Source organism: Pseudoalteromonas sp. SWYJZ98 (assembly GCF_015864495.1).
Lineage (GTDB): Bacteria > Pseudomonadota > Gammaproteobacteria > Enterobacterales > Alteromonadaceae > Pseudoalteromonas > Pseudoalteromonas distincta.
The window spans coordinates 41,112-64,442 of sequence record NZ_JADYXA010000002.1; the positions used below are offsets into that span (position 1 = coordinate 41,112).

General features: G+C 38.6%; 19 protein-coding genes and 10 tRNA genes. 25 read left to right on the top strand and 4 right to left on the bottom strand.

Annotated elements, in window-relative coordinates:
• The 4 genes from I6F10_RS01865 (at window position 1) to bamE (ending at window position 3,946) form a co-directional block, all read left to right on the top strand.
• Window positions 1-540 (top strand): hypothetical protein, encoded by a 540-nt coding sequence (locus I6F10_RS01865; protein ID WP_197098324.1) that lies wholly within the window; start codon window positions 1-3, stop codon window positions 538-540.
• A 317-nt stretch (window positions 541-857) separates the two neighbouring features.
• Window positions 858-1,883, top strand: a complete 1,026-nt coding sequence (locus I6F10_RS01870; RefSeq protein ID WP_197098325.1) for a hypothetical protein — start codon at window positions 858-860, stop codon at window positions 1,881-1,883.
• The gene (locus tag I6F10_RS01875) at window positions 1,880-3,208 is read left to right on the top strand and encodes a VapE domain-containing protein (protein WP_197098326.1); all 1,329 of its coding nucleotides are present in this window, start codon (window positions 1,880-1,882) and stop codon (window positions 3,206-3,208) included. Before I6F10_RS01870 ends, I6F10_RS01875 begins: the two co-directional genes overlap by 4 nt.
• 378 nt (window positions 3,209-3,586) lie before the next feature.
• On the top strand, window positions 3,587-3,946 hold the full coding sequence (bamE, locus tag I6F10_RS01880; protein ID WP_182696223.1) for an outer membrane protein assembly factor BamE domain-containing protein: 360 nt from the start codon (window positions 3,587-3,589) through the stop codon (window positions 3,944-3,946).
• A gap of 66 nt (window positions 3,947-4,012) precedes the next feature.
• Here bamE and I6F10_RS20085 read toward each other — a convergent pair whose 3' ends face one another.
• From I6F10_RS20085 to I6F10_RS01895, 3 genes are all read right to left on the bottom strand, one after another.
• Window positions 4,013-4,924 carry a YbjQ family protein gene (locus I6F10_RS20085; RefSeq protein WP_231619857.1) on the bottom strand — a complete coding sequence of 304 codons (912 nt, stop codon included), beginning with the start codon at window positions 4,922-4,924 and terminating at the stop codon, window positions 4,013-4,015.
• A 604-nt stretch (window positions 4,925-5,528) separates the two neighbouring features.
• A tRNA-Pro gene (locus I6F10_RS01890) sits at window positions 5,529-5,605 on the bottom strand.
• Window positions 5,606-5,715: 110 nt separating this feature from the next.
• Entirely contained in the window at window positions 5,716-6,339 is a 624-nt protein-coding gene (locus I6F10_RS01895) for an arylesterase (protein WP_197098327.1), read from the bottom strand.
• Here I6F10_RS01895 and I6F10_RS01900 point away from each other — a divergent pair, their 5' ends adjacent.
• The 21 genes from I6F10_RS01900 to I6F10_RS02000 all read left to right on the top strand — a co-directional run bounded on the left by I6F10_RS01900 (window position 6,340) and on the right by I6F10_RS02000 (window position 20,370).
• Window positions 6,340-7,053: an ABC transporter ATP-binding protein gene (locus I6F10_RS01900; protein WP_008137049.1), complete on the top strand. Its 714-nt coding sequence runs from the start codon at window positions 6,340-6,342 to the stop codon at window positions 7,051-7,053.
• On the top strand, window positions 7,043-9,544 hold the full coding sequence (locus I6F10_RS01905; RefSeq protein ID WP_197098328.1) for an ABC transporter permease: 2,502 nt from the start codon (window positions 7,043-7,045) through the stop codon (window positions 9,542-9,544). The genes I6F10_RS01900 and I6F10_RS01905 overlap by 11 nt, the downstream gene beginning before the upstream one ends.
• A gap of 130 nt (window positions 9,545-9,674) precedes the next feature.
• Window positions 9,675-10,199, top strand: coding sequence for a crossover junction endodeoxyribonuclease RuvC (ruvC, locus tag I6F10_RS01910; protein WP_002960649.1), 525 nt, complete (start codon window positions 9,675-9,677; stop codon window positions 10,197-10,199).
• Between the two features lie 2 nt (window positions 10,200-10,201).
• Complete coding sequence (gene ruvA, locus I6F10_RS01915; RefSeq protein ID WP_002960647.1) at window positions 10,202-10,819, top strand: Holliday junction branch migration protein RuvA; 618 nt, start codon at window positions 10,202-10,204, stop codon at window positions 10,817-10,819.
• Window positions 10,820-10,826: 7 nt separating this feature from the next.
• Window positions 10,827-11,834, top strand: a complete 1,008-nt coding sequence (ruvB, locus tag I6F10_RS01920) for a Holliday junction branch migration DNA helicase RuvB (RefSeq protein ID WP_007580382.1) — start codon at window positions 10,827-10,829, stop codon at window positions 11,832-11,834.
• Window positions 11,835-12,811: 977 nt separating this feature from the next.
• Window positions 12,812-13,516: a protein TolQ gene (tolQ, locus tag I6F10_RS01925; RefSeq protein WP_007580384.1), complete on the top strand. Its 705-nt coding sequence runs from the start codon at window positions 12,812-12,814 to the stop codon at window positions 13,514-13,516.
• Window positions 13,503-13,931, top strand: a complete 429-nt coding sequence (tolR, locus tag I6F10_RS01930) for a protein TolR (RefSeq protein WP_007580386.1) — start codon at window positions 13,503-13,505, stop codon at window positions 13,929-13,931. Before tolQ ends, tolR begins: the two co-directional genes overlap by 14 nt.
• 4 nt (window positions 13,932-13,935) lie before the next feature.
• Window positions 13,936-14,862 carry a cell envelope integrity protein TolA gene (gene tolA, locus I6F10_RS01935; RefSeq protein WP_076923801.1) on the top strand — a complete coding sequence of 309 codons (927 nt, stop codon included), beginning with the start codon at window positions 13,936-13,938 and terminating at the stop codon, window positions 14,860-14,862.
• A gap of 9 nt (window positions 14,863-14,871) precedes the next feature.
• Window positions 14,872-16,230, top strand: coding sequence for a Tol-Pal system beta propeller repeat protein TolB (gene tolB / locus I6F10_RS01940; RefSeq protein ID WP_024598709.1), 1,359 nt, complete (start codon window positions 14,872-14,874; stop codon window positions 16,228-16,230).
• 34 nt (window positions 16,231-16,264) lie between these two features.
• The gene (pal, locus tag I6F10_RS01945; RefSeq protein ID WP_024597677.1) at window positions 16,265-16,807 is read left to right on the top strand and encodes a peptidoglycan-associated lipoprotein Pal; all 543 of its coding nucleotides are present in this window, start codon (window positions 16,265-16,267) and stop codon (window positions 16,805-16,807) included.
• Window positions 16,808-16,820: 13 nt separating this feature from the next.
• Window positions 16,821-17,567: a tol-pal system protein YbgF gene (ybgF, locus tag I6F10_RS01950; RefSeq protein ID WP_076923802.1), complete on the top strand. Its 747-nt coding sequence runs from the start codon at window positions 16,821-16,823 to the stop codon at window positions 17,565-17,567.
• A gap of 216 nt (window positions 17,568-17,783) precedes the next feature.
• Window positions 17,784-17,859, top strand: a tRNA-Lys gene (locus tag I6F10_RS01955).
• 70 nt (window positions 17,860-17,929) lie between these two features.
• Window positions 17,930-18,005 (top strand) — tRNA-Lys (locus I6F10_RS01960).
• A gap of 84 nt (window positions 18,006-18,089) precedes the next feature.
• Window positions 18,090-18,165: transfer RNA gene (locus I6F10_RS01965), tRNA-Lys, on the top strand.
• A gap of 84 nt (window positions 18,166-18,249) precedes the next feature.
• Window positions 18,250-18,325: transfer RNA gene (locus tag I6F10_RS01970), tRNA-Lys, on the top strand.
• Window positions 18,326-18,408: 83 nt separating this feature from the next.
• A tRNA-Lys gene (locus I6F10_RS01975) sits at window positions 18,409-18,484 on the top strand.
• Window positions 18,485-18,548: 64 nt separating this feature from the next.
• Window positions 18,549-18,624: transfer RNA gene (locus I6F10_RS01980), tRNA-Lys, on the top strand.
• Between the two features lie 83 nt (window positions 18,625-18,707).
• A tRNA-Lys gene (locus I6F10_RS01985) sits at window positions 18,708-18,783 on the top strand.
• Window positions 18,784-18,846: 63 nt separating this feature from the next.
• Window positions 18,847-18,922, top strand: a tRNA-Lys gene (locus I6F10_RS01990).
• Between the two features lie 141 nt (window positions 18,923-19,063).
• Complete coding sequence (gene nadA, locus I6F10_RS01995; RefSeq protein ID WP_197098329.1) at window positions 19,064-20,104, top strand: quinolinate synthase NadA; 1,041 nt, start codon at window positions 19,064-19,066, stop codon at window positions 20,102-20,104.
• A 176-nt stretch (window positions 20,105-20,280) separates the two neighbouring features.
• Window positions 20,281-20,370 (top strand) — tRNA-Ser (locus I6F10_RS02000).
• Between the two features lie 64 nt (window positions 20,371-20,434).
• Here I6F10_RS02000 and I6F10_RS02005 read toward each other — a convergent pair.
• Window positions 20,435-23,113 carry a CHASE domain-containing protein gene (locus I6F10_RS02005; protein WP_197098330.1) on the bottom strand — a complete coding sequence of 893 codons (2,679 nt, stop codon included), beginning with the start codon at window positions 23,111-23,113 and terminating at the stop codon, window positions 20,435-20,437.
• Window positions 23,114-23,331: the final 218 nt, after the last annotated feature.

Below are 23,331 nucleotides of genomic sequence, written 5' to 3' on the forward strand. Positions count from 1 at the left end.
ATGTTTACCATCAATGACTTTGATCAATGTTATATCCCTAAGCCAAATAGTCAAGCTTACAAATTACTTTTATTGCTTTTAGAAAACAATGAAGTTTTAGAGTGTGAGTTAACTCGAATTTTTAATGGTCGACAACGTAGCCCATTGCAAAGCTTGGGAGGGGGTACTTATTGCTGGAACATCATTAACCATACGAATGATAAAGGCGTTATTTTTGCGCGTAGCTTAGACCCAAGACATAAATCGGGTTCAAAGCTTGATGATGCTAAAGCAAGGGCAGAGAGAAAAAGCGAGTATAAACAAGATTCACATAAGCTGGCTAAACAAGGTCGAATTAGGGAGTCTACAGCCTTTCTTGAATCTATCAAAGCGAAGTCAGAGCTTGCCGATCTAGTGAGTGATGCTGCAAACGATGATTACTACAATCAACAAACCGAAAATGAAAAAGCCACTACAGCGCCAACTGTAACGGCCTCTAGTTCAAATACTGGTGATGAAGGTTCACAAACTAACCACCAGCCAAAAAAGGAGTCAAAATAATGAGCCCTTTTAAAAGTTACAAACAAATAAAGTTTGCGGTTGATAAGTTACTCAACTCAGAGGTAAGTGTAAAGCTTAGTGATATTTTAATTCTATTATTATATTTAATTTTTCAAATAGTGGTATTAGTGGCTTTGACTATCACTTTGATTAAATCGGGGGCTTTATGATTGAGCATAAAAAAGCCCTCGGCAAAGGGCTGATTACAAAACTATGTTGTGGCCTCTATTATACCAATAAACTTAAAACATTGTTGAGCGTTAGCGCCAACATAAACATGTTGCTTGTAAGTATTATTTTTAATAAAGGGCTTAAACATGCTTAAATTTTTACATGGCAAAAGTCACAATGTTACCGCTGATTTTACTTATATAAATTGGCATGAGCTAACACTCAAAATTGAAAGCCCTCAAAACTTAGGCGCAATAACACCCAAAGAAGCTAAAGCTAAATCGGCAGTTATAGCGGCTACAGATGCGCCCAATAAAACAAAAGAGTCTATTCTCTTACATGATAAGTTTACGCTACTTAGGCTTGATTTAGACGATACTAACCTAGAGTTAACGACTATTGCCGACATGCTAGAAAGTATGTGTATTGAGTCATACATAATCCATACAACAGCAAGCCACCAGCAACAGACCACAACAAATCGGTATAGAGTTTATATAGAACTAGCAGCTTCTATTACTTATGAGGTGTGGGCGGCAATGGAAAGCTATTTAAGCTATGTGTTCATGGCAGATGATTGCGCCAAACGCCCGCAGCAAATAATGTATTTACCTGTCCGCTTAAAAGGCGATAGTTACCAATTTAAAATTGCAGCAGGTAGGGCGCTTGATGTTGAAAACTCTCAGCTTTACAAAGACGCACAAGTTTTTGAAGCAGAGCAAAACCAGGAATTAGAAAAGGCTACTAGCCTACCCGTTAAGCTAAGTTATCAAACTCAGTTAATAGGTAAGCAGGTATCTATTATTGATGCTGTTAACAGCGCTTACTCATGGCATGAGTTACTTATTCAATACGGTTACAAAGCACAAGGTAAGGCGTATTTACCACCAGAGTCCACCAGCAAACAGGCAGGTGTTTACATACTAACAAGTAATACAGATGGAAAAGAGCGGTACTATTCGCACCATGAAAATGACCCCTGCGCTAATGGCTTATGTATAGATAAGTTTGATTTTATGGTGATACGTTCCTATCAAGGCGATTATAAACGAGCGTTAAAGCTGGTGGCTGAAACTTACTTTTCTGAGTTGCACAAACACAACCTAAAAGAGTACAAAATTCATAAGCAAAACCAACGCACTCATACGTTATTTATGGGGGCTAAATTATGAGTATAGCTATACCAGCCCCGCATAAAAGCTACGAAATAGAGTTACCTCAAAATACTGTATTAGATAAGCCACGTTTTACAGATTTAAAGGAGGACAGTAAAGGCAATGTAAGAGTATTAAACACTAATCAAAACCTTGCTGACTTAGCTAATTTTTGTAGCCTAGATTTTAGGCTTAACATGATGACTTTTAATAACGAGGTGTGCGATATGTTCGGCAATTTAATAGCCGACTCATACGACAGCATTAATAGTAAGCTTATTTCTGCTGCAAACATTTATGGTCTACCAGAAAAGGCAATTAACACACATTTAATCGCGCTATGTGAGCAAACTAAATACCACCCTATAAAACTATACTTAGATGGTGAGAAATGGGACGGTAAAGAGCGCGTAAGTGCGGTTATTAGCTGTTTAAATGCTAAACATGAAGCGTTAGCCGACACAATATTAAAACACTGGCTGGTGGGCTGTGTGGCTTCTCTTTATGAGAGTAATTTTAATAGTAAGCTTGTGCCTGTATTGCAGGGTAATCAGTCTTTTAGAAAAACCGCGTTTGTTTCTCGCTTTGCTGAAATAATACCACACGCTTTTTTAGAAGGGGCTGCTTTAAATCCCGATGACAAAGACAGTGTGTTGTCGTGTATTCGGTCATTTATTGTTGAGTTGGGCGAACTTGAGCGCACCAGTAAAAACTCACAAGGGAGCTTAAAAGCGTTTATTACTAATAAGGTTGATACGGTTCGCCCACCTTATGCAAGGCTCGATATTAAAAAGCCAAGGCAAACACATTTTATTGCCACGGTTAACGGTAGCGAGTTTTTAAAGGATGAAACAGGCTCAAGCCGCTTTGCTGTTATTGAAATGGAGCGAGCCGCTAACATGGATAAACTAAATGAGCTGTTAGGGTGGCACTATGATGGTACAGGATCATTAAAACAGGTTGACGAGTCGCAACTTAAACAGTTTTGGCTTGAAGTAAGGCACCTCTATTTAAGAGGTTATGGCTGGATGCTAAAAGACGAAGATTTGCAGCAAATAGCCAAGTTTAATGACAGTTACCAAGATAAGGGCTTTGCGTATAGTTACATTTACGATAACTACATAGCACCAGCCAGTAAGATAGATTTTGCAAACGAAATTGATAGGCCACAGTGTATTAATGGTTGGTTTTCCGCAGGTGAGTTAATTTATGAAGATAAAAAACTCAACTCTTATACAAGCGGTGTTGTAGGCAAGGCTTTGAGGCAGTTAAGCCGCGAAGGTTATCTACAAGCTAAAAAAGCAGGAGGCAATCAAACACGATATAAATTAAGCATTTACTAGCCGCTTCTTTTATACCAACTGTTAGGTTAGTTAAGCAAAGTTAAGCACTTAATATTTACCTACCCCCGCTAAAGCCCTTTATTAATAAGGGCTTTACTTATTTGTGTTAAGTAGTTAAGTAGCTTTCTATAAATAAATTAAATAGCTGATTTAAAATAGAGTGGTCTGTAAAGGAAACAAGGACTACCGAGTATAGAAAAGGCTAATATAGTAAAGGTGGCCTTTTTACTTAACACTTAACTTAACAGCTTTTTATGATTTTAGAATCAATATATTAGGAGTAGTTAAGAGTGAATGTATGGCTTAACTAATTAAATAGTTGTAAATATTCACATGCTTGTATATTTTTATGGTTCATTAAATGAAAAGGGAATAACTATGAAATATGGAATTTTAATTTTATGTGCTTTATTACTAACGGCCTGTGCTACTGCAAATTACACAACAGGCAGCGACTTTAAAACAGATAAGGTTGATCAGATTGAAAAGGGAGTTACAACTAAAGAGCAAGTTGCAGATTGGTTTGGTGAACCGTATTCAAAAACTGTTATTAATGGCAACCAAGTAAAGTGGCTTTATTTTTACTCACAGGGCACATCTAAAGCCCAATCTTATGTGTTCACTATGAAAGTTCAAACCGAAGGCACTCAAAAAATGTTAGATATACTTTTTGATGACGGTATTGTTTCAAACTACACATTCACTAATGGCGCAGCGCCCCAGATGAGTATTAACTAATTTTAAAAGCGGCGCTTTTATACTTTATTAACGCCGCTATAAGCTAGCTAAAATAAATAATTAAATTTAATCCTCAACAATTACCGCAGTGCCAGAAGCAACAATAAATAACATACCGAATTTACCACCGCCCGATATTTCACTGTAATCTAGGTCTATGCCTACCACAGCGTTAGCACCTAGAGAAAATGCTTCTTTTTGTAGTTCAGCTAAAACGTTTTTACGAGCGTCTTTCAACGTATTTTGAATACTTTTATTTCTACCGCCAAAAATATCACTTATGCTCGCGAACAAGTCTTTAAATATGTTCATACCATACGCACATTCAGCAGTTATAACGTCCAGCCTTTTCAGCACATTTAAATTTGATGAGGTTTCAGTGGTCAGTATTACTTCGTTTGGACTACGGATTATTTTATAATTTTTTGCAGTGAGACTCTCTTTTACGATTTCGCTAACTGTTTTTTTGTCTTTCATTTTTTCATGGAAAGTAGACAACTTACGCTTTAAGTATATGTCTTTTGTACTATCTAATTTTTGAGCTGTTGCTTCTGACACATCAGTTAAGTGTTCCCCATAAAACAGAACGTCATATGATGAAGTACCTTTAACCGTTCGCAAGCCTGCAATACCATATTCTTTTGAATTAAAGTTGAGTAATGTGCTTGTCAGAGTGATTTCGTTATTGTGTACATCTGTCAGCTTATCCTCAATATTATTGGTTATTATTATACTTTCTTTAATACCGTGCTTTTTATAGATCCCAGATTGACTAAATAAAGTTGATAGATTACAAAGAAATTTATCCTTATAAAAGATTGATGCAACCCCTTTATACCCATCCTTTTTTAGTGAAAAGCTTAGGCTGTCAATATCATAAGTTATTTCTGTAAAATTATTCGTCAGGCCTTTGTCGTTTAATGTCCATTCTGTTTTTGTATTTGAAGAAGATGATTGTTGGTTGTCTGATAGAAACATAACCGTCCTTAGTAGTTGTAATTATTTTAGAGTTACAAAAGAACGAGGCAAATTCAAGCTATTTAAATTTAATATTATAAAGCGATATTTAATGTACTTTTTAGTAGGTCATATCCGCATGATACTAAGCTAAGAAAGGGTATAATAAGAACTCATACTGGGGGATATATGAATACATCACATAAAATTAATAACGATAAGCTAATTTTTAAAACGCTGGTGGAGCTGATTAACCAATCCAGTCGATACAAAAATCCTGGTTACCGTGTTTTAGTCAATTACCTGAATAATAAAGGCATTAAGACAAGCTGGGGTAATACTTGGACTAGTAAAAGCTTATTCAGGTATCTACAAAGAAACGGCTTCTCTGGCGTATGGGGGCTAAGAAATAGCTTAGAGCAATATACGAAACTAGCTAAGTTTATTTAGGGTATTTTCAGACACCGTAAAAGGGAAATTCGCAACCAGTACGCGCGAACGATTAAGGAGATAAATTTTTTAATTCCCGACTATAAAAAAGAAAAGAGTGGCTACATATTGGCTACACGGAGCAGTTTAGGTTTTAACGAGAGTTTTATAAATTGAGGTAAGATGTTGATTTAAATGGTCGGTATGGAGAGATTCGAACTCTCGACCCCTGCCACCCCATGACAGTGCGCTACCAAGCTGCGCCACATACCGATTTGTATGCAATAGTACGTGTATTTTTTTAAAAATCAATAAGCGATTGTTTGTTTGGGTGTTTATTACGCAAGAGACCTAAAAAGGCACTCTTGCGGTGTATTAATTGGCTAGTCTTTATTTAACCACTTTTTGATCGAGTCATACATCTCATCTCGTATTAATGGCTGAGCTTTTTTGTTAGGGTGTAAACTATCGTTTTGCATTAGCTCAGGTTGACCAGCAACATCGAGCATAAAAAAGTTCATTAAATGCGCATTTGTTTCTTCGCTAACGCGCGAAAAAGTGTCTGTAAACATTTTGCTGTAACGCGGACCGTAATTAGGGGGAATGTAAATCTCCATTAAGGCGGTCATCGCATTAGCTGCTTGGCTTTTTTCAATAAGAGACGTTAAGTTAGCTTGCATTTTTTTAACTGGAAAACCACGTAAACCGTCGTTAGCGCCAAGCTCTATTAGTACATGAGTGGGTTCGTATTGCTCAAGCAATGCATCTAAACGGCGTAGGGCTCCACCAGATGTTTCGCCACTAATACTGGCGTTGATAAGTTCAATGTCGGCTTGTTCGTCATCGTATTTATCTTGTAACAATTTTACCCAGCCTTCTTCTTGTTGAAGTCCGTAGGCTGCGCTTAAACTGTCACCGAGTATTAAAATCGTGTTGTCGGCTGCTGCGCTCAGCGGTTTGATAACTAAAAATAAAATGAATACTAAACGAAGGATTGAATGAGTCATATGTCAGCGCTTTCTCAATTAAATATAATTCAGGTTAATGGTTTGTCTAAAGTAGTCTCTACCTTTGAAGGTGAGCTGCCCATCCTCAGCGACATCAGCTTTAATGTCAAGCATGGCGAGTCTGTTGCTATTGTTGGCACGTCGGGCTCTGGTAAATCAACGTTACTCAGTTTATTAGCAGGGTTGGATACCGCAAGCAGCGGCGAAATATTTTTAGATGGCGAGCCATTACACAATTTAGATGAAGAAGAGCGCGCTGCACTGCGCGCGGCTAAAATTGGATTTGTGTTTCAATCGTTCATGTTAGTACAAAGCTTAACTGCACTAGAAAACGTTATGCTACCAGCAGAACTTGCTGGCGAAAGTGATGCAAAAGAGCAAGCAATTGCATTACTTGAAAAAGTAGGCTTGAGCCATCGAATTGATCATTACCCGTCGCAACTCTCTGGTGGTGAGCAACAACGTGTTGCTATTGCGCGAGCATTTATTGGTACGCCTAAAATACTATTTGCTGATGAGCCTTCGGCTAATTTAGACAGCAAAAACGGTAAAATGATTGAATCGTTATTATTTGATTTAAACACGCAACACGGCACTACGCTTATTTTGGTTACTCACGATGAAGGGCTTGCACAAAAATGTGAGCACATTATTCAAATAGAAGCGGGCTTACTGGTAAAAAGCCAAGTAGAGGACGTTGCTAATGTGGGTTAAGTTAGCGCTTAAGTTATTTTCGCGAGAATTTCGCCGTGGTGAGCTAACAGTTATAAGCGCAGCTATCGCCCTTGCTGTTTTAACCGTGCTTACACTGTCTATGGTTACTGAGCGAATAGGGCAAAGTATTGCGCAAAAAAGCAGTGCTTTTATTGCAGCAGACCGTGTACTTGCAAGCGATCATGTTCTCGACACTGCTTTTATTACTAAAGCACAGAGCCAAAATTTAAAAACGGCGCAAATGGTGTACTTCGACACTATGTTGTTTGCCGATGATGAAATGCAGTTTAGCTCAGTAAAAGCGGCATCTAATGCGTACCCGTTAAAAGGGCAGTTAAAAGTTAAAGATACCTTAACAGGTGAAACTAAGGTTGCTAATAGCGGACCAACGCCTGGTAATGTGTGGCTAAGTGAATCAGTATTTTACAGTTTAAATATTGATATAGGCGCGCAAGTAGAGCTTGGTGCTGCATTATTTAATGTTTCAAAAGTTATTGTAGAAGAGCCCGATGCGCCATTTAATGTATTTTCAAGCAGCCGCCGCGTGCTTATTAATATTGACGATGTGGCAAAAACCGAAGTTGTGCAGCCAGGTAGTCGTGTTTATTATCGCCAACTTTATGCAGGTAGTGAGGCCGATATAAATAGCTTTTATGAGTGGCTTAAACCACAAATGAAAGAAAACCAACAATGGTACGGCGTTAAAGACCGTCAATCACCTATTTCAAATAGTTTAAACCGTGCAGAGAGCTTTTTATTACTTGCCGGCCTATTAGGTATTATTTTAGCCGCAGTGGCTATAGCCGTTTCAGCAAAACGTTATTGTGAACGCCAATACGATCCAGTAGCGATGATGAAAACGCTAGGCGGTCGCCGTTCAATGATCCGCAAAATATACATGCTCCATTTATTGCTTGTATGTGCAATGGCGGTAAGTGTTGGGCTGTTAATTGGTTATGGCTTGCAAGAAATAGCAACAAGTTACTTATCAAAAAGTATGGGCACAGAGCTACCTTTAGGTGGCTTTAAACCTTGGCTGGTGGCTATAAGCACTGGCGTAATTTGTGCCGTTATGTTTTCTATTAAACCGTTATTTGATTTATTTGATATTCCACCGCTTAGAGTGCTGCGCCGTAACTTAGGTGACAAGTTGGCAGTAAGTCGTGTGCACTTAGGCATGAGTGCGCTAACTGTGTTTTTATTAATGTGGTTATTTAGTAACAACATAAAAATAACGCTTATTTTGTTTGCCTCAACGCTTGCGCTAATTGGTGTGTTGTTTTTGATATCTAAATTAATATTTGGTGGCGGTCGAAAATTAGGGCTTAAGCCAGGTAACAGTTGGTCGCTTGCAATTGCATCTATTCAAAAGCGTGCAAATGTGAACGCGGTACAGTTAATTAGTTTTTCGTTAGCGATTAAATTACTGCTGTTTTTAGTGGTACTTAAAAACGACATGATATCTGATTGGCAGTCGCAACTTCCTGCCGATGCGCCTAATGCGTTTTTAGTTAATATTACGCAAAATGAGCTTGAGCCAATTAATGAATATTTAGCTCAAAAAGATATTCAAGTATCAGAGTTTTATCCCACTATTCGTGGGCGCGTAAATGCGGTGAATGGCGAGTTGGTAGCACGTTCAGTATCGCTGCAAGACAACGAGAAAAAAGACGAAGAAGCACGTGCAGGTATTGGCCGCGAGCTAAATCTTACATGGCTTAAAGATGTGCCTGACCAAAATGAAGTAACACAAGGCACGTGGTTTGGTGAAAATGCGATGGCTGAAGCCTCAGTAGAGGAGTCGATGCTTGAGCGTTTAGATGTTGAGATAGGCGATACGCTAACATTTTTAATTGGTTCGCAGTCGTTCGATGCTAAAATTACCAGTGTGCGCAAAGTTAATTGGGCCACGCTTAAACCTAACTTTTTTATTATTTTAAGCCCAGATGTACTTGCAGATTTTCCGGCAACGTATATTTCGTCGGTACGTATAAATCCAGATCAAAAGCGTGACTTTAGCCAGTTATTGCGTACTTACCCTACTATTACAGCAATTGACATTGATAACTTTGTTAAGCAAATACAAACAACTATTTCGCAAGTATCACTCGCCATTGGCTTTGTACTTGCAATTGTTGTGCTGTGTGGCGCGCTTGTACTTATATCGCAAGTGCAAGCTAGTTTAGGTGAGCGTATGCAGGAAATAGTAATACTGCGAACACTTGGCGCTAAAAGCCGATTAATTAAAAACGCGACCTTGTACGAGTTTTTATTACTTGGCGGTTTAGCTGGCTTAGTTGCCGCATTTTTTAGTGATATAGCGCTTTTAATTGTGCAACAACAAATGTTTGATTTAGCCGGTAAGCTACACCCGCACATATGGATTATTGGGCCGGTAGCTGGCGGTGTATTTGTAGCGGGTTTAGGTTATTTAATGATTGCCCGAACACTAAAACAAAACACCCAAGGATTAGTGCGTGCCCTAGGGTAAGCTTAAACTAACATGCTCCTGCAAATGCCCACCTAACACGTGGGCATTTTTGTTTTTCTTTGTACTGGTAATTTATACAGTGCTCTGGCATTATTAGCGTAATTTAAAAATAATAACAATGGAGTGCTGTTTGGCCATTATTTTAGGGATCGATCCTGGTTCACGTTTGACCGGATATGGTGTTGTTGCCCACCAAGGTTCTAAATTTACATACTTAGGCAGTGGTTGTATTAAGTTAGCCGATCATCCTTTTCCGGTTAGGCTTAAAATGATCTATCAAGGCATTACACAGCTTATTGAGCAGTTTTCGCCAGAAACCTTTGCCATTGAAAAAGTATTTATGGCGCATAACCCCGATTCTGCTTTAAAGCTTGGTCAAGCTAGAGGCGCTGCGATTGTGGGTGCAGCAATGGCCGACTTACCCGTATTTGAATACTCAGCTAGACAAATTAAGCAAGCAGTAGTAGGTAACGGCGGCGCTGATAAAACACAAGTGCAACACATGGTAAAAAATATTTTAAAGTTGCCTGGCACGCCACAAGCCGATGCAGCTGATGCACTCGCTATTGCGATTTGTCACGCTCACTCAGAACAAAATTTAATTAAACTAGCGGGTAGCGCAAGCAAAACCGTTAGAGGACGTCTAAGGAAATAACTATGATAGGCCGCTTAAATGGTATTTTAGTCGAAAAACAGCCACCAGAGATATTACTCGAAGTAAGTGGTGTCGGTTACGAAGTACAAATGCCAATGACCTGTTTTTACGATTTACCAAAGATTGGTGAAAACGCGATTGTTTACACTCACTTTGTAGTGCGTGAAGATGCTCAACTGTTATTTGGTTTTAATAATAAAGTTGAACGTGCCTTGTTTAGAGAGCTATTAAAAGCAAATGGCGTAGGGCCAAAACTTGGCTTAGCTATTTTATCGGGCATGTCGGCAAAGCAATTTGTAAGTTGTGTAAATAACGAAGACTCAACGTCGCTAGTTAAATTACCGGGTGTCGGTAAAAAAACAGCCGAGCGTTTAGTACTCGAAATGAAAGACAGACTAAAAGATTGGGGTAATGATTTATTTACGCCATTTAGCGACAGCGCAGTAATAGAGCCAATGAGCGATGCGACAATAGCTAATAACGCAGCCGATGATGCCGTATCGGCACTGCTTGCATTAGGTTATAAATTGCCACAAGCTCAAAAAGCAGTAAAATCGATAAGCAAACCCGATATGTCTACTGAGGTTCTTATTAGAGAATCTTTAAAATCTATGTTGTGAGTAACCCATGATTGAAGCGGATCGCTTAATTGACGCGACTGAAAAAACAAATGAAGACTCTATAGATCGTGCTATAAGGCCAAAACTTTTAGCTGACTACAGAGGCCAGCCTCATGTTAAGCAGCAAATGGAAATTTTTATTGAAGCTGCTCGTACCCGTGGTGAAGCGCTCGATCATTTATTAATATTTGGCCCACCAGGGCTTGGTAAAACCACGCTTGCAAATATTGTCGCCAACGAATTACACGTAAGTATTAAAACAACATCAGGCCCTGTACTTGAAAAAGCAGGCGATTTAGCTGCGCTGCTCACAAATTTAGAGGAAGGCGATGTACTGTTTATTGATGAAATACACAGACTCAGCCCGCAAGTTGAAGAAATACTCTACCCCGCAATGGAAGACTACCAGCTTGATATAATGATTGGTGAAGGCCCAGCTGCGCGTTCTATTAAATTAGACCTACCTGCATTTACACTTATTGGAGCAACCACCCGAGCAGGCTCGCTTACATCGCCCCTACGTGACCGTTTTGGTATTGTGCAGCGATTAGAGTTTTATTCTGTAGAAGATTTGTCGCATATAGTAGGGCGCTCTGCACATTATCTAGGTTTAGAAATGTGCGACGATGGCGCAACCGAAATTGCACAGCGTTCGCGCGGTACACCACGTATAGCTAACCGCTTATTGCGCCGTGTACGTGATTACACACAGGTAAAATCTGACGGTACAGTAAACGCCGAAGTAGCTAAGCAAGCGCTTGACATGATTGACGTAGATAAAAGTGGTTTTGACTATATGGATCGCAAATATTTACTCGCCATAATTGAAAAATTTATGGGCGGCCCTGTCGGGCTCGACAATGTAGCGGCTGCTATTGGTGAAGAGCGAGAAACAATTGAAGATGTGATAGAACCATTTTTGATCCAGCAAGGATTTATTCAGCGCACTCCACGCGGGCGAATAGTGTCTGATAGCGCATACCATCATTTCGGTTTACTTCCTAAAAAAGACTAGCCTATACATATTACTTGCTGTGGTTTATTGCACAGCAGGTAACTGACTTGGTATCCCTTGCTTTGACATATTTATCCTGCAGGTATTTTACCCAAAACCTCAACACACTGTTGCAAATGTTATTTCAAAATACCTATATGCTTTATAGTTAACTGTTAATTCACAGGGCGTTAAGACTCGCGAAGCTATCCTGCGTACCATTCAAACTAGTAACCGAATTACTTATTGTAAAATAGGCAGGGCAATTATTAGTTTATAAATAAAGTATGTAGTGCTCCAAATTGCAGGCAAAAAAAAGCCCGCAAAAAATGCGGGCAAACAACAAGTTGAAGGAAGTAATCCAGGGAACTACGTTTTACTTAATTTGGTTTTATCCAGAAAGAGTAAAACAATGTAATACGATAAAATATCCTATTACTAAGAACTTGGCTTAATGAAGCTGTCTCATTCAGTGCGCTAGTTCGGTATGGGAGAATAATACGTAAGTTTACTTTTTTGTTCAAACTAGAAAATTTGTATTTTCAGATTAGAAAAACTAATTCGGTGAATTTTATTGTTGTTTGAATCTTGTGCGTTAATTAATCGTTAAATTTATAAGTTAATGAAATTTATAGCTTAAGTAATGAGTTCCGTTGTGACTCGGTATTAGTTTTACTATTACGTGAAGGTCAGGCTCATAAGTTTTGAGTGTTTATGCTCTTATTTTGAATAAACGGCGCATTTTATGACGTTTTACCTATATATTTACGCATATTTGTAGTCAGCAAGTTTAGTTAAAAGGTTAAATAAAATACTGAGGCAGAGGGAAATGCCAACTAAAGCTGTTTTTTTAACGTTTTTTGTTGCCTATTCATAGCAATACCGTTGTCAGCTTGAAATGGACTAGATACACTAGATGCAACTTTTGACCTTGTAAGCGGTCATATTTATACAAATTAATCAATTTGCCGTATTTTGAAATTACTTAGGAGTTTAACGTGGGATCAGGGCTTAATTTTTTAGACCTAATTTTAGAAGCAAGTTTGCTTGTTCAATTAGTAATGTTAGGGCTAGTTGCCATGTCTGTAATGTCGTGGACAATTATATTTCAGCGTAAAAAAGCAATATCAGATGCACTATCAAATGCTAAGAAATTTGAGCAAAAGTTTTGGTCTGGTATTGATTTAAGCAAATTGTATAACGAAATATCATCACGCAGCGGTCAGTCTCAAGGTATCGAAGCACTATTCACTTCAGGCTTTAAAGAGTTTGCTCGCCATAAAAAGAATACATTTCAAAGTGCGAGTATTGTTATGGAGGGTACGCACCGTTCAATGCGTGTTGCACTTTCTCGTGAAATTGAAAAAATTGAATCTAGCTTATCGTTTTTAGCAACAGTAGGTTCTATAAGTCCGTACATTGGTTTGTTTGGTACAGTGTGGGGTATTATGAATGCCTTTATTGCACTTGGTGAAGTGAAACAAGCTACATTACAAATGGTAGCTCCAGGTATTGCAGAGGCACTTATTGCGACTGCTATGGGTTTATTTGCGGCAATTCCGGCCGTTATTGCTTATAACCGCTTTTCAAACAGTGTTGAAAAGCTTGAGTCTCACTATATTAACTTTATGGAAGAGTTTGCTAATATTTTACACCGTCAAGCAGCTACACAAATAGAGGCACAAGCGAATGTATCAGCGTAAAAAGCGCCGTCCGGTCGCAGAAATTAATGTAGTACCTTACATTGATGTAATGTTGGTACTACTAATTATATTTATGGCTACAGCACCGCTTATTACACACGGTGTAAAAGTTGATTTACCTAAAATGGAAGAGTCTGATTTAGTTGATACTAAAGATACTCCGCCCATTATTGCTTCAATTGATGCAGAGGGTAAATATTATGTGAGCGTAGGTACTGATCCTGAAGAGCCTATGGAAGCACTTGATGTTGCTGCGGTTATAAAATTACAATTAATGAAAAACCCTGACGTACCAGTAATGATTAAAGGTTCTGGTAAGGTGTCGTATCAAGAAGTATTATTACTAATGGATTTTTTGAAAAATGCAGGCGTACCATCAGTAGGATTAATGACTGAATCCTTTGAGGGGAAGTAGCTGTATGAATAGTTCAGTAGTAAAATCGATAGTACTTCATTTAGGCATAGGTGGTTTTTTGTATGCGTCTGCAAACATTCACCCACCTGCGCCTAAGGTAATGGAAGTAACGCTTAATTCGGCTATACCCACCCCAGATAATGCGGTATCGGCTGTTACAGTTGATCAAAAGCAAGTTGAGCAAAAAATTGCTGAGCTTCAAAAGAAAGAAAAAGATAAAAAAAGTGCTGAAGACAAACGTATTCGTGATTTAGAACGCAGGGCGGCAAATGCACGTGAGCAACGCGAATCTGAATCTAGGCATATTAAAAAGCTAGAGCAAGAACGCAAAGCTAAAGAAAAAGAAACAGCCGAGGCTCAAGCACAAGCTAAAAAAGCACGTGCTATTGAGCAAAAAGAGCGCGCTAAAGCTAAGCAAGCTGAAAAACAAAAGCAAGAAGCTGAAAGTGCAGCTAAAGCTGCTGCTGATAAGCGTAAAACCGAAGAAGACGCACTTAAAAAAGCAGAAGCTGAACGTAAAAAACGTGAAATCGAGGCAAAAGAGCGTGCAGCCGAGGCAGAACGTAAACGCCAGCAAGCGATGCAAGAGCAAATGCTACAAGAGCAACTTGCAAAAGAGCAGGCTGCCCGTAGTAAAATACGTCAGCAACAAGTGGTGAGCGAAGTTGATAAGTACCGTGCATTAATTATGGCGCGTATTCAACAAAACTTATTGATTGATGAAAAAATGAAAAACCAACAGTGCCGAGTCAATATTCGTTTAGGCTTTAATGGTTTAGTAACGCAAGTTAAATCATTAGGTGGCGATAAGTTAGTGTGTGAAGCTGCATTAAGAGCAGTGCGCATGGCTGACACATTACCGGTATCTAAAGATAAAGACGTATTCGAACAACTTAAGAATATTAATTTAACAATCAAGCCAGAGTTTTAAAGGAATGATATGTTCAACAAAATAAAAATAGCCTGTTTAGTTTTACTGTTTGGGTTTGTGGGTGTTGCTAATGCAGCGCTTGAAATTGTAATAACTGAGGGTGTAGATGGTGCAAGGCCTATTGCTATAGTGCCTTTTAAATACCAAGGTGTTGGTCCAATCCCTGAAAAATTAAGCAGTGTTATTGCTGCCGACTTAATGCGCAGTGGTAAGTTTAAACCTGTAGATGTAGCGCAAATGCCACAACAGCCGACCAAAGATAGCGAAATTGATTACGCATCTTGGGTTAATAAAGGTGTGGAGGCTGTATTAGTGGGCGAAGTTGAGCAGCAAACTGATGGGCGTTACTTAGTGCGTTATGAGTTAGTTGACGTGATTCGTGGCCAAATTACTGGTGGCAACACACAAATGATGAGTAATGGTAAGTTAATCAAAAGCCAAGATCATATTTTAGAAGCGCGTGAAAGTGTTATTGGTGAAAGCGGTTTTCGCCGTTACTCTCATCGAATCAGTGACGTTATATATGAAAAACTGACTGGTGAGAAAGGCGCATTTTTGACTAAAATTGCTTATGTAATAGTGCGCGATAATGATGAAAAGCCTTACCAATTAGTTGTTGCAGACTATGATGGATTTAATGAGCAAGTATTGCTTCGCTCAAAAGAGCCATTAATGTCGCCAGCGTGGTCACCAGATGGTACTAAGTTAGCGTATGTAACGTTTGAAAACCGTCAAAGCCAAATTTATATTCAAGATATTTACACGGGTAAGCGCGAAATAATCGCAAGCTACCGTGGTATTAATGGCGCACCGCAGTTTTCGCCAGATGGCAAAAAGCTATTATTAGTACTTTCTAAAGACAAGACGGGTGCAACAGAAGTTTACTTGCTTGACCTGGCTACACGTAAAGAAACGCGCTTAACAAATCACCGTAGCATAGATACTGAACCATCTTGGCATCCTAATGGTCAAGATATTGTGTTTACATCTGAAAGGGGTGGTAATGCTCAGATTTATAAGTTAAATTTAAAAACAGGTAGGTCACAACGACTCACCTTTGATGGTGATATGAATCTTGCTGGTTCTATAACACCAGATGGAAAAGAATTAGTGATGGTTAACCGTACCAACGGGCAGTACCATCTTGCTAAGAAAGAGCTGGCTACAGGTGCGTTCCAAGTATTAACGAGAACACGCCTAGATGAATCACCGAGCATAGCGCCAAACGGTTCGATGATTATATATAGCACGCTTCATAATAATAAACAGGTACTTGCGCTAGTATCGATGGACGGCCGCTTTAAAGCACGGTTACCTGTGCTAGACGGACAAGTAAAGGCACCAGCTTGGTCGCCATACTTACAGTAATATTACTGGTTTACTCAAAATAGGAATCTACTCAATGCAACTTAACAAAATACTTAAAGGCCTGCTAATTGCTGTGCCAGTAATGACATTAGCAGCTTGTAGCTCATCTTCAGATATTGATGAAGGTGCTGCAAACCAATCAAATCAAGGCGTTGTTGAGCAATCAACTAACACTGATACAGTTGAAGTAGCTACAATCTCTCCTGAGCAACAAGCAGAAGAGCAACTTCGTCAAAAGTACGAAGCACTTCGCCAAGAGCAAGTAATCTACTTTGATTTTGATAAAGCGACAGTTGAAGGCAAATACGCTGATTTACTTCGTGCACATGCTGAGTTTTTAGTTCAAAACTCATCAGTTAAAGTACTAATTGAAGGCCACGCAGATGAACGCGGTACTCCAGAGTACAATATTGCACTAGGTGAGCACCGTGGCCAAGCAGTTGAAAAATACTTATTAAGCTTAGGTGTTTCAGCTAGCCAAATGTCAGTGGTAAGCTACGGTGAAGAGAAGCCAATGGTTAAGTCTCGCACTGAATCAGCTTTCGCTAAAAACCGCCGTGCGGTACTAGTTTACTAAGATAAGAGATATTATGAAGCCGAAAATTATTTTGGCAGCCATGATATTGAGCGGGAGCACCCAGTTAATGGCTGCTCCCGCTCCTGTTTCAGAAGCTGCGAGTTCACAATCAAGTATTGAGAAGCGATTAGCGTCACTTGAAAATATGATGCAGTCGCGTAACTTTTTGCAAGTAGAGTTACAACAACAGCTCAACTTATTACAAGACGAAGTAAGCCAAATTCGAGGTGTAACAGAAGAGCAAAGCTACAAGCTTGAAAAAGTACTGCAGCGTCAGCGTGAGTTGTACCAAGAAATCGAAAACCGCGTTAGCCAGGCTTATACACAGCCAGCAGCTCCGGTAGCCGATCAGGCACAGCCAAACGACGCACAGACCTATAGCAGTGACTTATCTGAAAACGAAGCGTATGAGCGCGCTGTTGCGTTAATAATGAAAGATAAACGCTACGATCAAGCGATCCCTGAATTTCAAACGTTTTTAACTACGTATCCAAACTCTGTATATGCATCTAATGCGCATTATTGGTTAGGGCAGTTGCTTACAATTAAGAATGATGGTGTAAAAGCGGTAGAGCACTTTAAAGTCGTTGTTAACGAATTTCCAAATTCTAACAAACGTCCAGATGCAATGCTAAAGTTAGGTACACTTTTACAAGATCAAGGTTCGGCGGAGCAAGCACAAAAAATATTGAGTGATCTTATCAATCAATACCCAAGTACAACCGCTGCAAAACTAGCGACTGATCGTTTAGGTAACTAGCGACTAAATTTTTAGTTAAGGCGAGCAAACTACATGGAAACTCTCGAAGAATCTTGGATTTGCATGTAGTTTGAGCACAAACGGTTTAATTTTGTGCATCTAGACATAAAAACTTAAAAAAAGAGACAATTTCGGTTGCACTCATTTTATAAATAAGTATTATAAGCGCCCGCAGCAAACGAATGGTTACCCCACTCGAAATGCGACAAAAAGAGCGGGTTATTAGCTCAGTTGGTAGAGCAGTTGACTTTTAATCAATTGGTCGATGGTTCAAATCCATCATAACCCACCATTCTTTGAATGGTCTTTTATCGGCGGATTTACGTAGAATACTAAGTTGTTATAAAACGCAACGTCAGAGCGGGTCATTAGCTCAGTTGGTAGAGCAGTTGACTTTTAATCAATTGGTCGATGGTTCAAATCCATCATGACCCACCATTCTTTATTCCTTGTGAATAGTGTTTGGCATCAATCGGCGGATTTACGCAGGCTTTAACTTAGAAATAAGTTAGCAACTGGAACGGGTTATTAGCTCAGTTGGTAGAGCAGTTGACTTTTAATCAATTGGTCGATGGTTCAAATCCATCATAACCCACCATTCTTTATTCCTTTGAATAGTGATTGGTTCCAATCGACGGATTTACGTAAAGTAGTTAGTTGCATTTAAACGCAACAATAGAGCGGGTTATTAGCTCAGTTGGTAGAGCAGTTGACTTTTAATCAATTGGTCGATGGTTCAAATCCATCATAACCCACCATTCTTTATTCCTCGTGAATAGCGTTTGGCATCAATCGGCGGATTTACGTAAGCTTCATTCTTAATTGGATAAGTGCATAGAGCGGGTTATTAGCTCAGTTGGTAGAGCAGTTGACTTTTAATCAATTGGTCGATGGTTCAAATCCATCATAACCCACCATTCTATGAGTAGTTTTAATCGGCGGATTTACGTAAGTTTATTCAAAATGAATAAGCGCATGAGCGGGTCATTAGCTCAGTTGGTAGAGCAGTTGACTTTTAATCAATTGGTCGATGGTTCAAATCCATCATGACCCACCATTCTTTATTCCTTGTGAATAGTGTATGGCATCAATCGGCGGATTTACGTAAGCTGCATTCTTAATTGAATAAGTGCATAGAGCGGGTTATTAGCTCAGTTGGTAGAGCAGTTGACTTTTAATCAATTGGTCGATGGTTCAAATCCATCATAACCCACCATTCTATGAAAGTTTTAATCGGCGGATTTACGTAGCTTTTTTCAAAGCAGATTTACATTAGAGCGGGTCATTAGCTCAGTTGGTAGAGCAGTTGACTTTTAATCAATTGGTCGATGGTTCAAATCCATCATGACCCACCACTCTCTAATACTTTCCTTTATATTCTTTTTTAAATTCCCATTCTATTTTTTATAAACAGCTTTACTAGTTTGCTGTTATTTGTGTTTATATTCTCGTATAATTCGCCCTAATTAATGCACTGTAGATAAGTGGTCGAGAACATGAGTCTAGCTCAAACTATTATGCCTGAAGGTTATATTTTCCCCCCTAAGCCAGCACCGTTAACAAATGACGAGCAAGGCGAATATAAAGCGCGTATAAAACAATTACTAAAAGATAAAAATGCAGTACTTGTTGCACATTACTATACCGATCCTGAAATTCAAGCACTTGCTGAAGAAACTGGCGGTTGCGTTGCCGATTCGCTAGAAATGGCACGTTTTGGTGCACGTCATGATGCAGATATGATCATCGTCGCGGGCGTGAAATTTATGGGCGAAACAGCCAAAATTTTAACGCCAAACAAAACGGTTGTAATGCCAACACTTGAAGCGACGTGTTCGCTAGATATTGGTTGCCCGATAGACGAGTTCTCTGCATTTTGCGATCAGCACCCAGATCGTAAAGTGGTTGTATATGCAAACACCTCTACGGCTGTTAAAGCACGTGCAGATTGGATTGTAACTTCATCATGTGCACTTGAAATAGTAGAGCACCTTGATGAGCAAGGCGAAAAAATCATTTGGGGCCCAGATAAGCACCTTGGTAGCTATATTCAAAAAAATACCGGTGCTGATATGCTTATGTGGAATGGTGCATGTATCGTACATGACGAATTTAAAACTAAAGCCTTAAAAGATATGAAGGCGCTACACCCAGATGCAGGCGTATTAGTTCATCCTGAGTCACCAGCAGAAATTGTTGCACTTGCCGATTCGGTTGGATCTACGAGCCAGTTAATTAAAGCTGCACAAACAATGGACAATAAAAAGTTTATTGTAGCAACCGATCGCGGCATCTTTTATAAAATGCAGCAACTATGTCCAGATAAAGAGTTTTTTGCGGCTCCAACGGCAGGTGAGGGCGCTTCATGTAAAAGTTGCGCACATTGCCCTTGGATGGCAATGAATGGCTTAAAAGCGATTGAGGAAGCCCTCATAAGCCCTAAAGGTAAAGAAGTATTCGTTGATATGGATTTACGCGAAGGCGCACTTAAGTCACTTAATCGCATGCTTGAATTTACTGCGAGCATGTCTAAGTAATTTTAAAAAGTATAAATTAAAACGGTTAAGTCTTAGATTTAGCCGTTTTTTGTGCCTATAGATAAACTATTGCTTGATAAGTAAGCATTTAAAGGCCCATATTTAAAAATGCCTTGCACCTTAAGGGTCTATTTCATACTATAGCGCGCTGTTGCATTACACAACCGCAGCACTGTGGAGGGATGGCTGAGTGGCTGAAGGCGCACGCCTGGAAAGTGTGTTTAGGTTTATCCCTAACGAGGGTTCGAATCCCTCTCCCTCCACCATTATTCTTAGAACCCAGTTACTAATATTGAAAGGTATTAGTAACTGGGTTTTTTAATGCCTAAATTAGGTATTAATTAAATAGAGTGTTGATAACATGCCTATAAGCTCATGTTTTTCAATTGGCTTTGAAACGTAACCATCAAATAACTGCCTGTATATTTCTTTTTGTTCCGTAAAAACATTAGCGGTTAACGCGATAATAATTTGCTCGCTATCAAGCGCCTTAATTTGTTTACATGCCTGAAGGCCATCCATTTTTGGCATTTGAATGTCCATAAAAATAATGTCTGGCTTGTGTGACTCATATAACGAAACTGCTTCCAACCCATTATTTGCAATAATAATGGTGGCTTTAGTTGGTTCAAGCATTGCAGAAGCCACCAGTTGATTTATTTTGTTGTCTTCTGCTAATAAAATGGTTTTGCCAGTTAAATCAGGAAACTCAACATTTTTTGCTGTTAATATGTTTTCATCAATCTGTGCTTGATCTAGTGGTAAGTAAACATAAAACTGGCTGCCTGAACCTAATTGACTTGTTACTTTTATTTCACCATTCATTAAGCCTATTAATGATTTAGTGATAGGTAAGCCTAGCCCTGTACCACCGTATTCACGCGTAGTTGATTGCTCAGCTTGTTCAAAGCGCTCAAACAATCGCTCTATTGCCTTCTCAGAAATTCCAATTCCGGTGTCTGATATACTGCAACATATTTTGTTTTCATCAGTTAGTCTAAACGTTACTGTAACGCCACCTTTCGATGTAAACTTAATCGCATTAGATATTAAGTTTAAAAACACCTGTCTGAGCCTAACAGGGTCGCCCACCCAATGCTTATGCTTAATATTAATAACAAATTTAAGGTATATGTTTTTATCGCTAGCTTGCAGACCAAGATCAGACTCTAGGTGATGAATAAGTTCAAAAAGATCAAAAGGTTTATGCTCTAATGAAAGCTTGCCGGCCTCAATTTTAGAAAAATCGAGAATATCATTAATAATAGTGGTGAGTGAGCGGGTCGAATAAAGTGATTTTTTTAAATACTCTTTTGACTTTTCATTGAGGGGCTGCTCTTGCAATAACTGTAATGTGCCAAGTATGCCATTCATTGGGGTTCGTATTTCGTGGCTCATATTTGCTAAAAACTCAGATTTAGCCTGAGATGCTTGTTCAGCTAGTTCTTTAGCGTGTCCTAGAGCTTGTTCGTGGTTAATTTGCTCTGTTAAATCATAAGCAATACCTAAATAGCCAACGATTTCATTTTCATTATTTAATAAAGAGGTGACACTTATATTAACTTGTATGTGCTCGCCTGTAGAAGAAATGTATGTCCACTGATTGATATCAGGCTCTGTAGCCGTTGCTTTTAAGATAAACACTTCAAAACCAGGGAAAACAGGTTCATTTAACTCTGCACTAAGCTGTTTGGCTTTTTTTATAATTTCTTCTTTTAAATGAAAAATACCCGGATTTTCAATTCCAATAACATCTTGCGCTTTATAACCTAATAACTTTTCAGAGGCGGGGTTAAATAAAGTAATTAAGCCGTTTATGTCGGTTGCAATAATTGAATAACTGGCACTATTTAAAATACTTCGTTGAAGCATACTAATATCGGCAATTTCCTTAGTGCGTAGTTTTACTTCTTTTTCTAATTTTAAATTTGTTTGCTGAAGCATATGCTTATTTTGTTTAGCTTTGACAATTCTTCGCTGCGTTCGTTGTGCCCTACGGTAAAAAAATAGCTGTAGTAATAAAATTATAAACATGCAAATAAGAGTATAAAAAATACCATTGACAATAGCTTGATATTTACCCGGCAAATGCAATGTTTCAATAAATGCGTCTGAAGCACTAAGCGTGAGTTCCCATGTTCTTCCCATCACTTTAATTATTTTAGTTAACTGGTAATTAGCTGAATTGCTTTGAATACCGTAGCTAAAAAAGTCAGTTTTAGCGTTGTTAGCTATATCGCTAATGACTAGCTTATTCTCATCAACTAGCGAGAGAGAGTCTAAAATTTTATTTATTAATAATGGAGCGTATGCCCAGCCTAAGATCTCATTAATGCGTTGCTCTTTATTATCCGCAATCGTAATGCTTTTATAAATTGGCAGTAAAATTAAAAACCCTTGCAGTGATTTCTCATTAGCCTGTACTAAAGTTATAGGGCCCGTGAGTTGAGCCTTATTGTGAGAAGCTGCATTTAATGCTGCTTGTTTACGCATGCTCTCTGAGCCAATATCTAAACCTATTGCTTGTAAATTTTTATGTTCAGGAAAAATATACTGAATAATAAAATGTTCATTATTACCATTATTAAGTTGATTAAAGTTAAATATTTGTGTGGGTCTATCATATTTTGCAGTATGTAAAAACTGGGTTAGATTCTTAGATGTTACCTTTCGAATGAAACCAATCCCGTTTGCACCGGGGAACTCTTGGCCATAGTTACGACTATTAGAGTAATTAGAAAATGTTTGGTAGTTTAAATTATTAACGCCTATACCGTGTATAAACCCTTTTAAACCGAAGAGCCCATATTTATATAAGTCGATTCTATTCGTTACGCCTGTTGAGAGCGTAGAAAGGCGGTTGTTAAGTGCTTCGTTTATTTTATAGTTAAGTGCGTTTTGGTGTTTAATGTGAGCGAAGAAAGTTAAGACAATACCGCTGATAAGAAAAATGGCATGAGCAAGTATAGAGACTAAAAACCCTTTCCTAACCAGTCGTCCAGAGAACATTAACTCATCCTTTATTATTAATATGCTGAGTGCGTATCTACCTCTATCATCAAAATAAATATAGCACTTATTATTCAGGATACAACTTTGTTCATAATTAGAATATATATATTTTATAGAGGTTTAGAGCTCGAGAGTAAAAGGAAATTTAATTCTGAGTTTTAGGAGTAAATAGAGAGTGTATATAAAGCTAATGATTTATATACACTCTATTATTT

What these genes read in the sequence shown, in the direction of transcription:
- I6F10_RS01895 (WP_197098327.1), bottom strand. Translation starts at nt 6,339, where the DNA reads ATGACTCATTCAATCCTTCGTTTAGTATTCATTTTATTTTTAGTTATC.
- tolR (WP_007580386.1), top strand. Translation starts at nt 13,503, where the DNA reads ATGTATCAGCGTAAAAAGCGCCGTCCGGTCGCAGAAATTAATGTAGTA.
- tolB (WP_024598709.1), top strand. Translation starts at nt 14,872, where the DNA reads ATGTTCAACAAAATAAAAATAGCCTGTTTAGTTTTACTGTTTGGGTTT.
- bamE (WP_182696223.1), top strand. Translation starts at nt 3,587, where the DNA reads ATGAAATATGGAATTTTAATTTTATGTGCTTTATTACTAACGGCCTGT.
- I6F10_RS02005 (WP_197098330.1), bottom strand. Translation starts at nt 23,113, where the DNA reads ATGTTCTCTGGACGACTGGTTAGGAAAGGGTTTTTAGTCTCTATACTT.
- I6F10_RS01875 (WP_197098326.1), top strand. Translation starts at nt 1,880, where the DNA reads ATGAGTATAGCTATACCAGCCCCGCATAAAAGCTACGAAATAGAGTTA.
- tolA (WP_076923801.1), top strand. Translation starts at nt 13,936, where the DNA reads ATGAATAGTTCAGTAGTAAAATCGATAGTACTTCATTTAGGCATAGGT.
- I6F10_RS01870 (WP_197098325.1), top strand. Translation starts at nt 858, where the DNA reads ATGCTTAAATTTTTACATGGCAAAAGTCACAATGTTACCGCTGATTTT.
- pal (WP_024597677.1), top strand. Translation starts at nt 16,265, where the DNA reads ATGCAACTTAACAAAATACTTAAAGGCCTGCTAATTGCTGTGCCAGTA.
- I6F10_RS01905 (WP_197098328.1), top strand. Translation starts at nt 7,043, where the DNA reads ATGTGGGTTAAGTTAGCGCTTAAGTTATTTTCGCGAGAATTTCGCCGT.
- I6F10_RS01865 (WP_197098324.1), top strand. Translation starts at nt 1, where the DNA reads ATGTTTACCATCAATGACTTTGATCAATGTTATATCCCTAAGCCAAAT.
- I6F10_RS01900 (WP_008137049.1), top strand. Translation starts at nt 6,340, where the DNA reads ATGTCAGCGCTTTCTCAATTAAATATAATTCAGGTTAATGGTTTGTCT.
- ruvB (WP_007580382.1), top strand. Translation starts at nt 10,827, where the DNA reads ATGATTGAAGCGGATCGCTTAATTGACGCGACTGAAAAAACAAATGAA.
- ruvA (WP_002960647.1), top strand. Translation starts at nt 10,202, where the DNA reads ATGATAGGCCGCTTAAATGGTATTTTAGTCGAAAAACAGCCACCAGAG.
- ybgF (WP_076923802.1), top strand. Translation starts at nt 16,821, where the DNA reads ATGAAGCCGAAAATTATTTTGGCAGCCATGATATTGAGCGGGAGCACC.
- I6F10_RS20085 (WP_231619857.1), bottom strand. Translation starts at nt 4,924, where the DNA reads ATGTTTCTATCAGACAACCAACAATCATCTTCTTCAAATACAAAAACA.
- nadA (WP_197098329.1), top strand. Translation starts at nt 19,064, where the DNA reads ATGAGTCTAGCTCAAACTATTATGCCTGAAGGTTATATTTTCCCCCCT.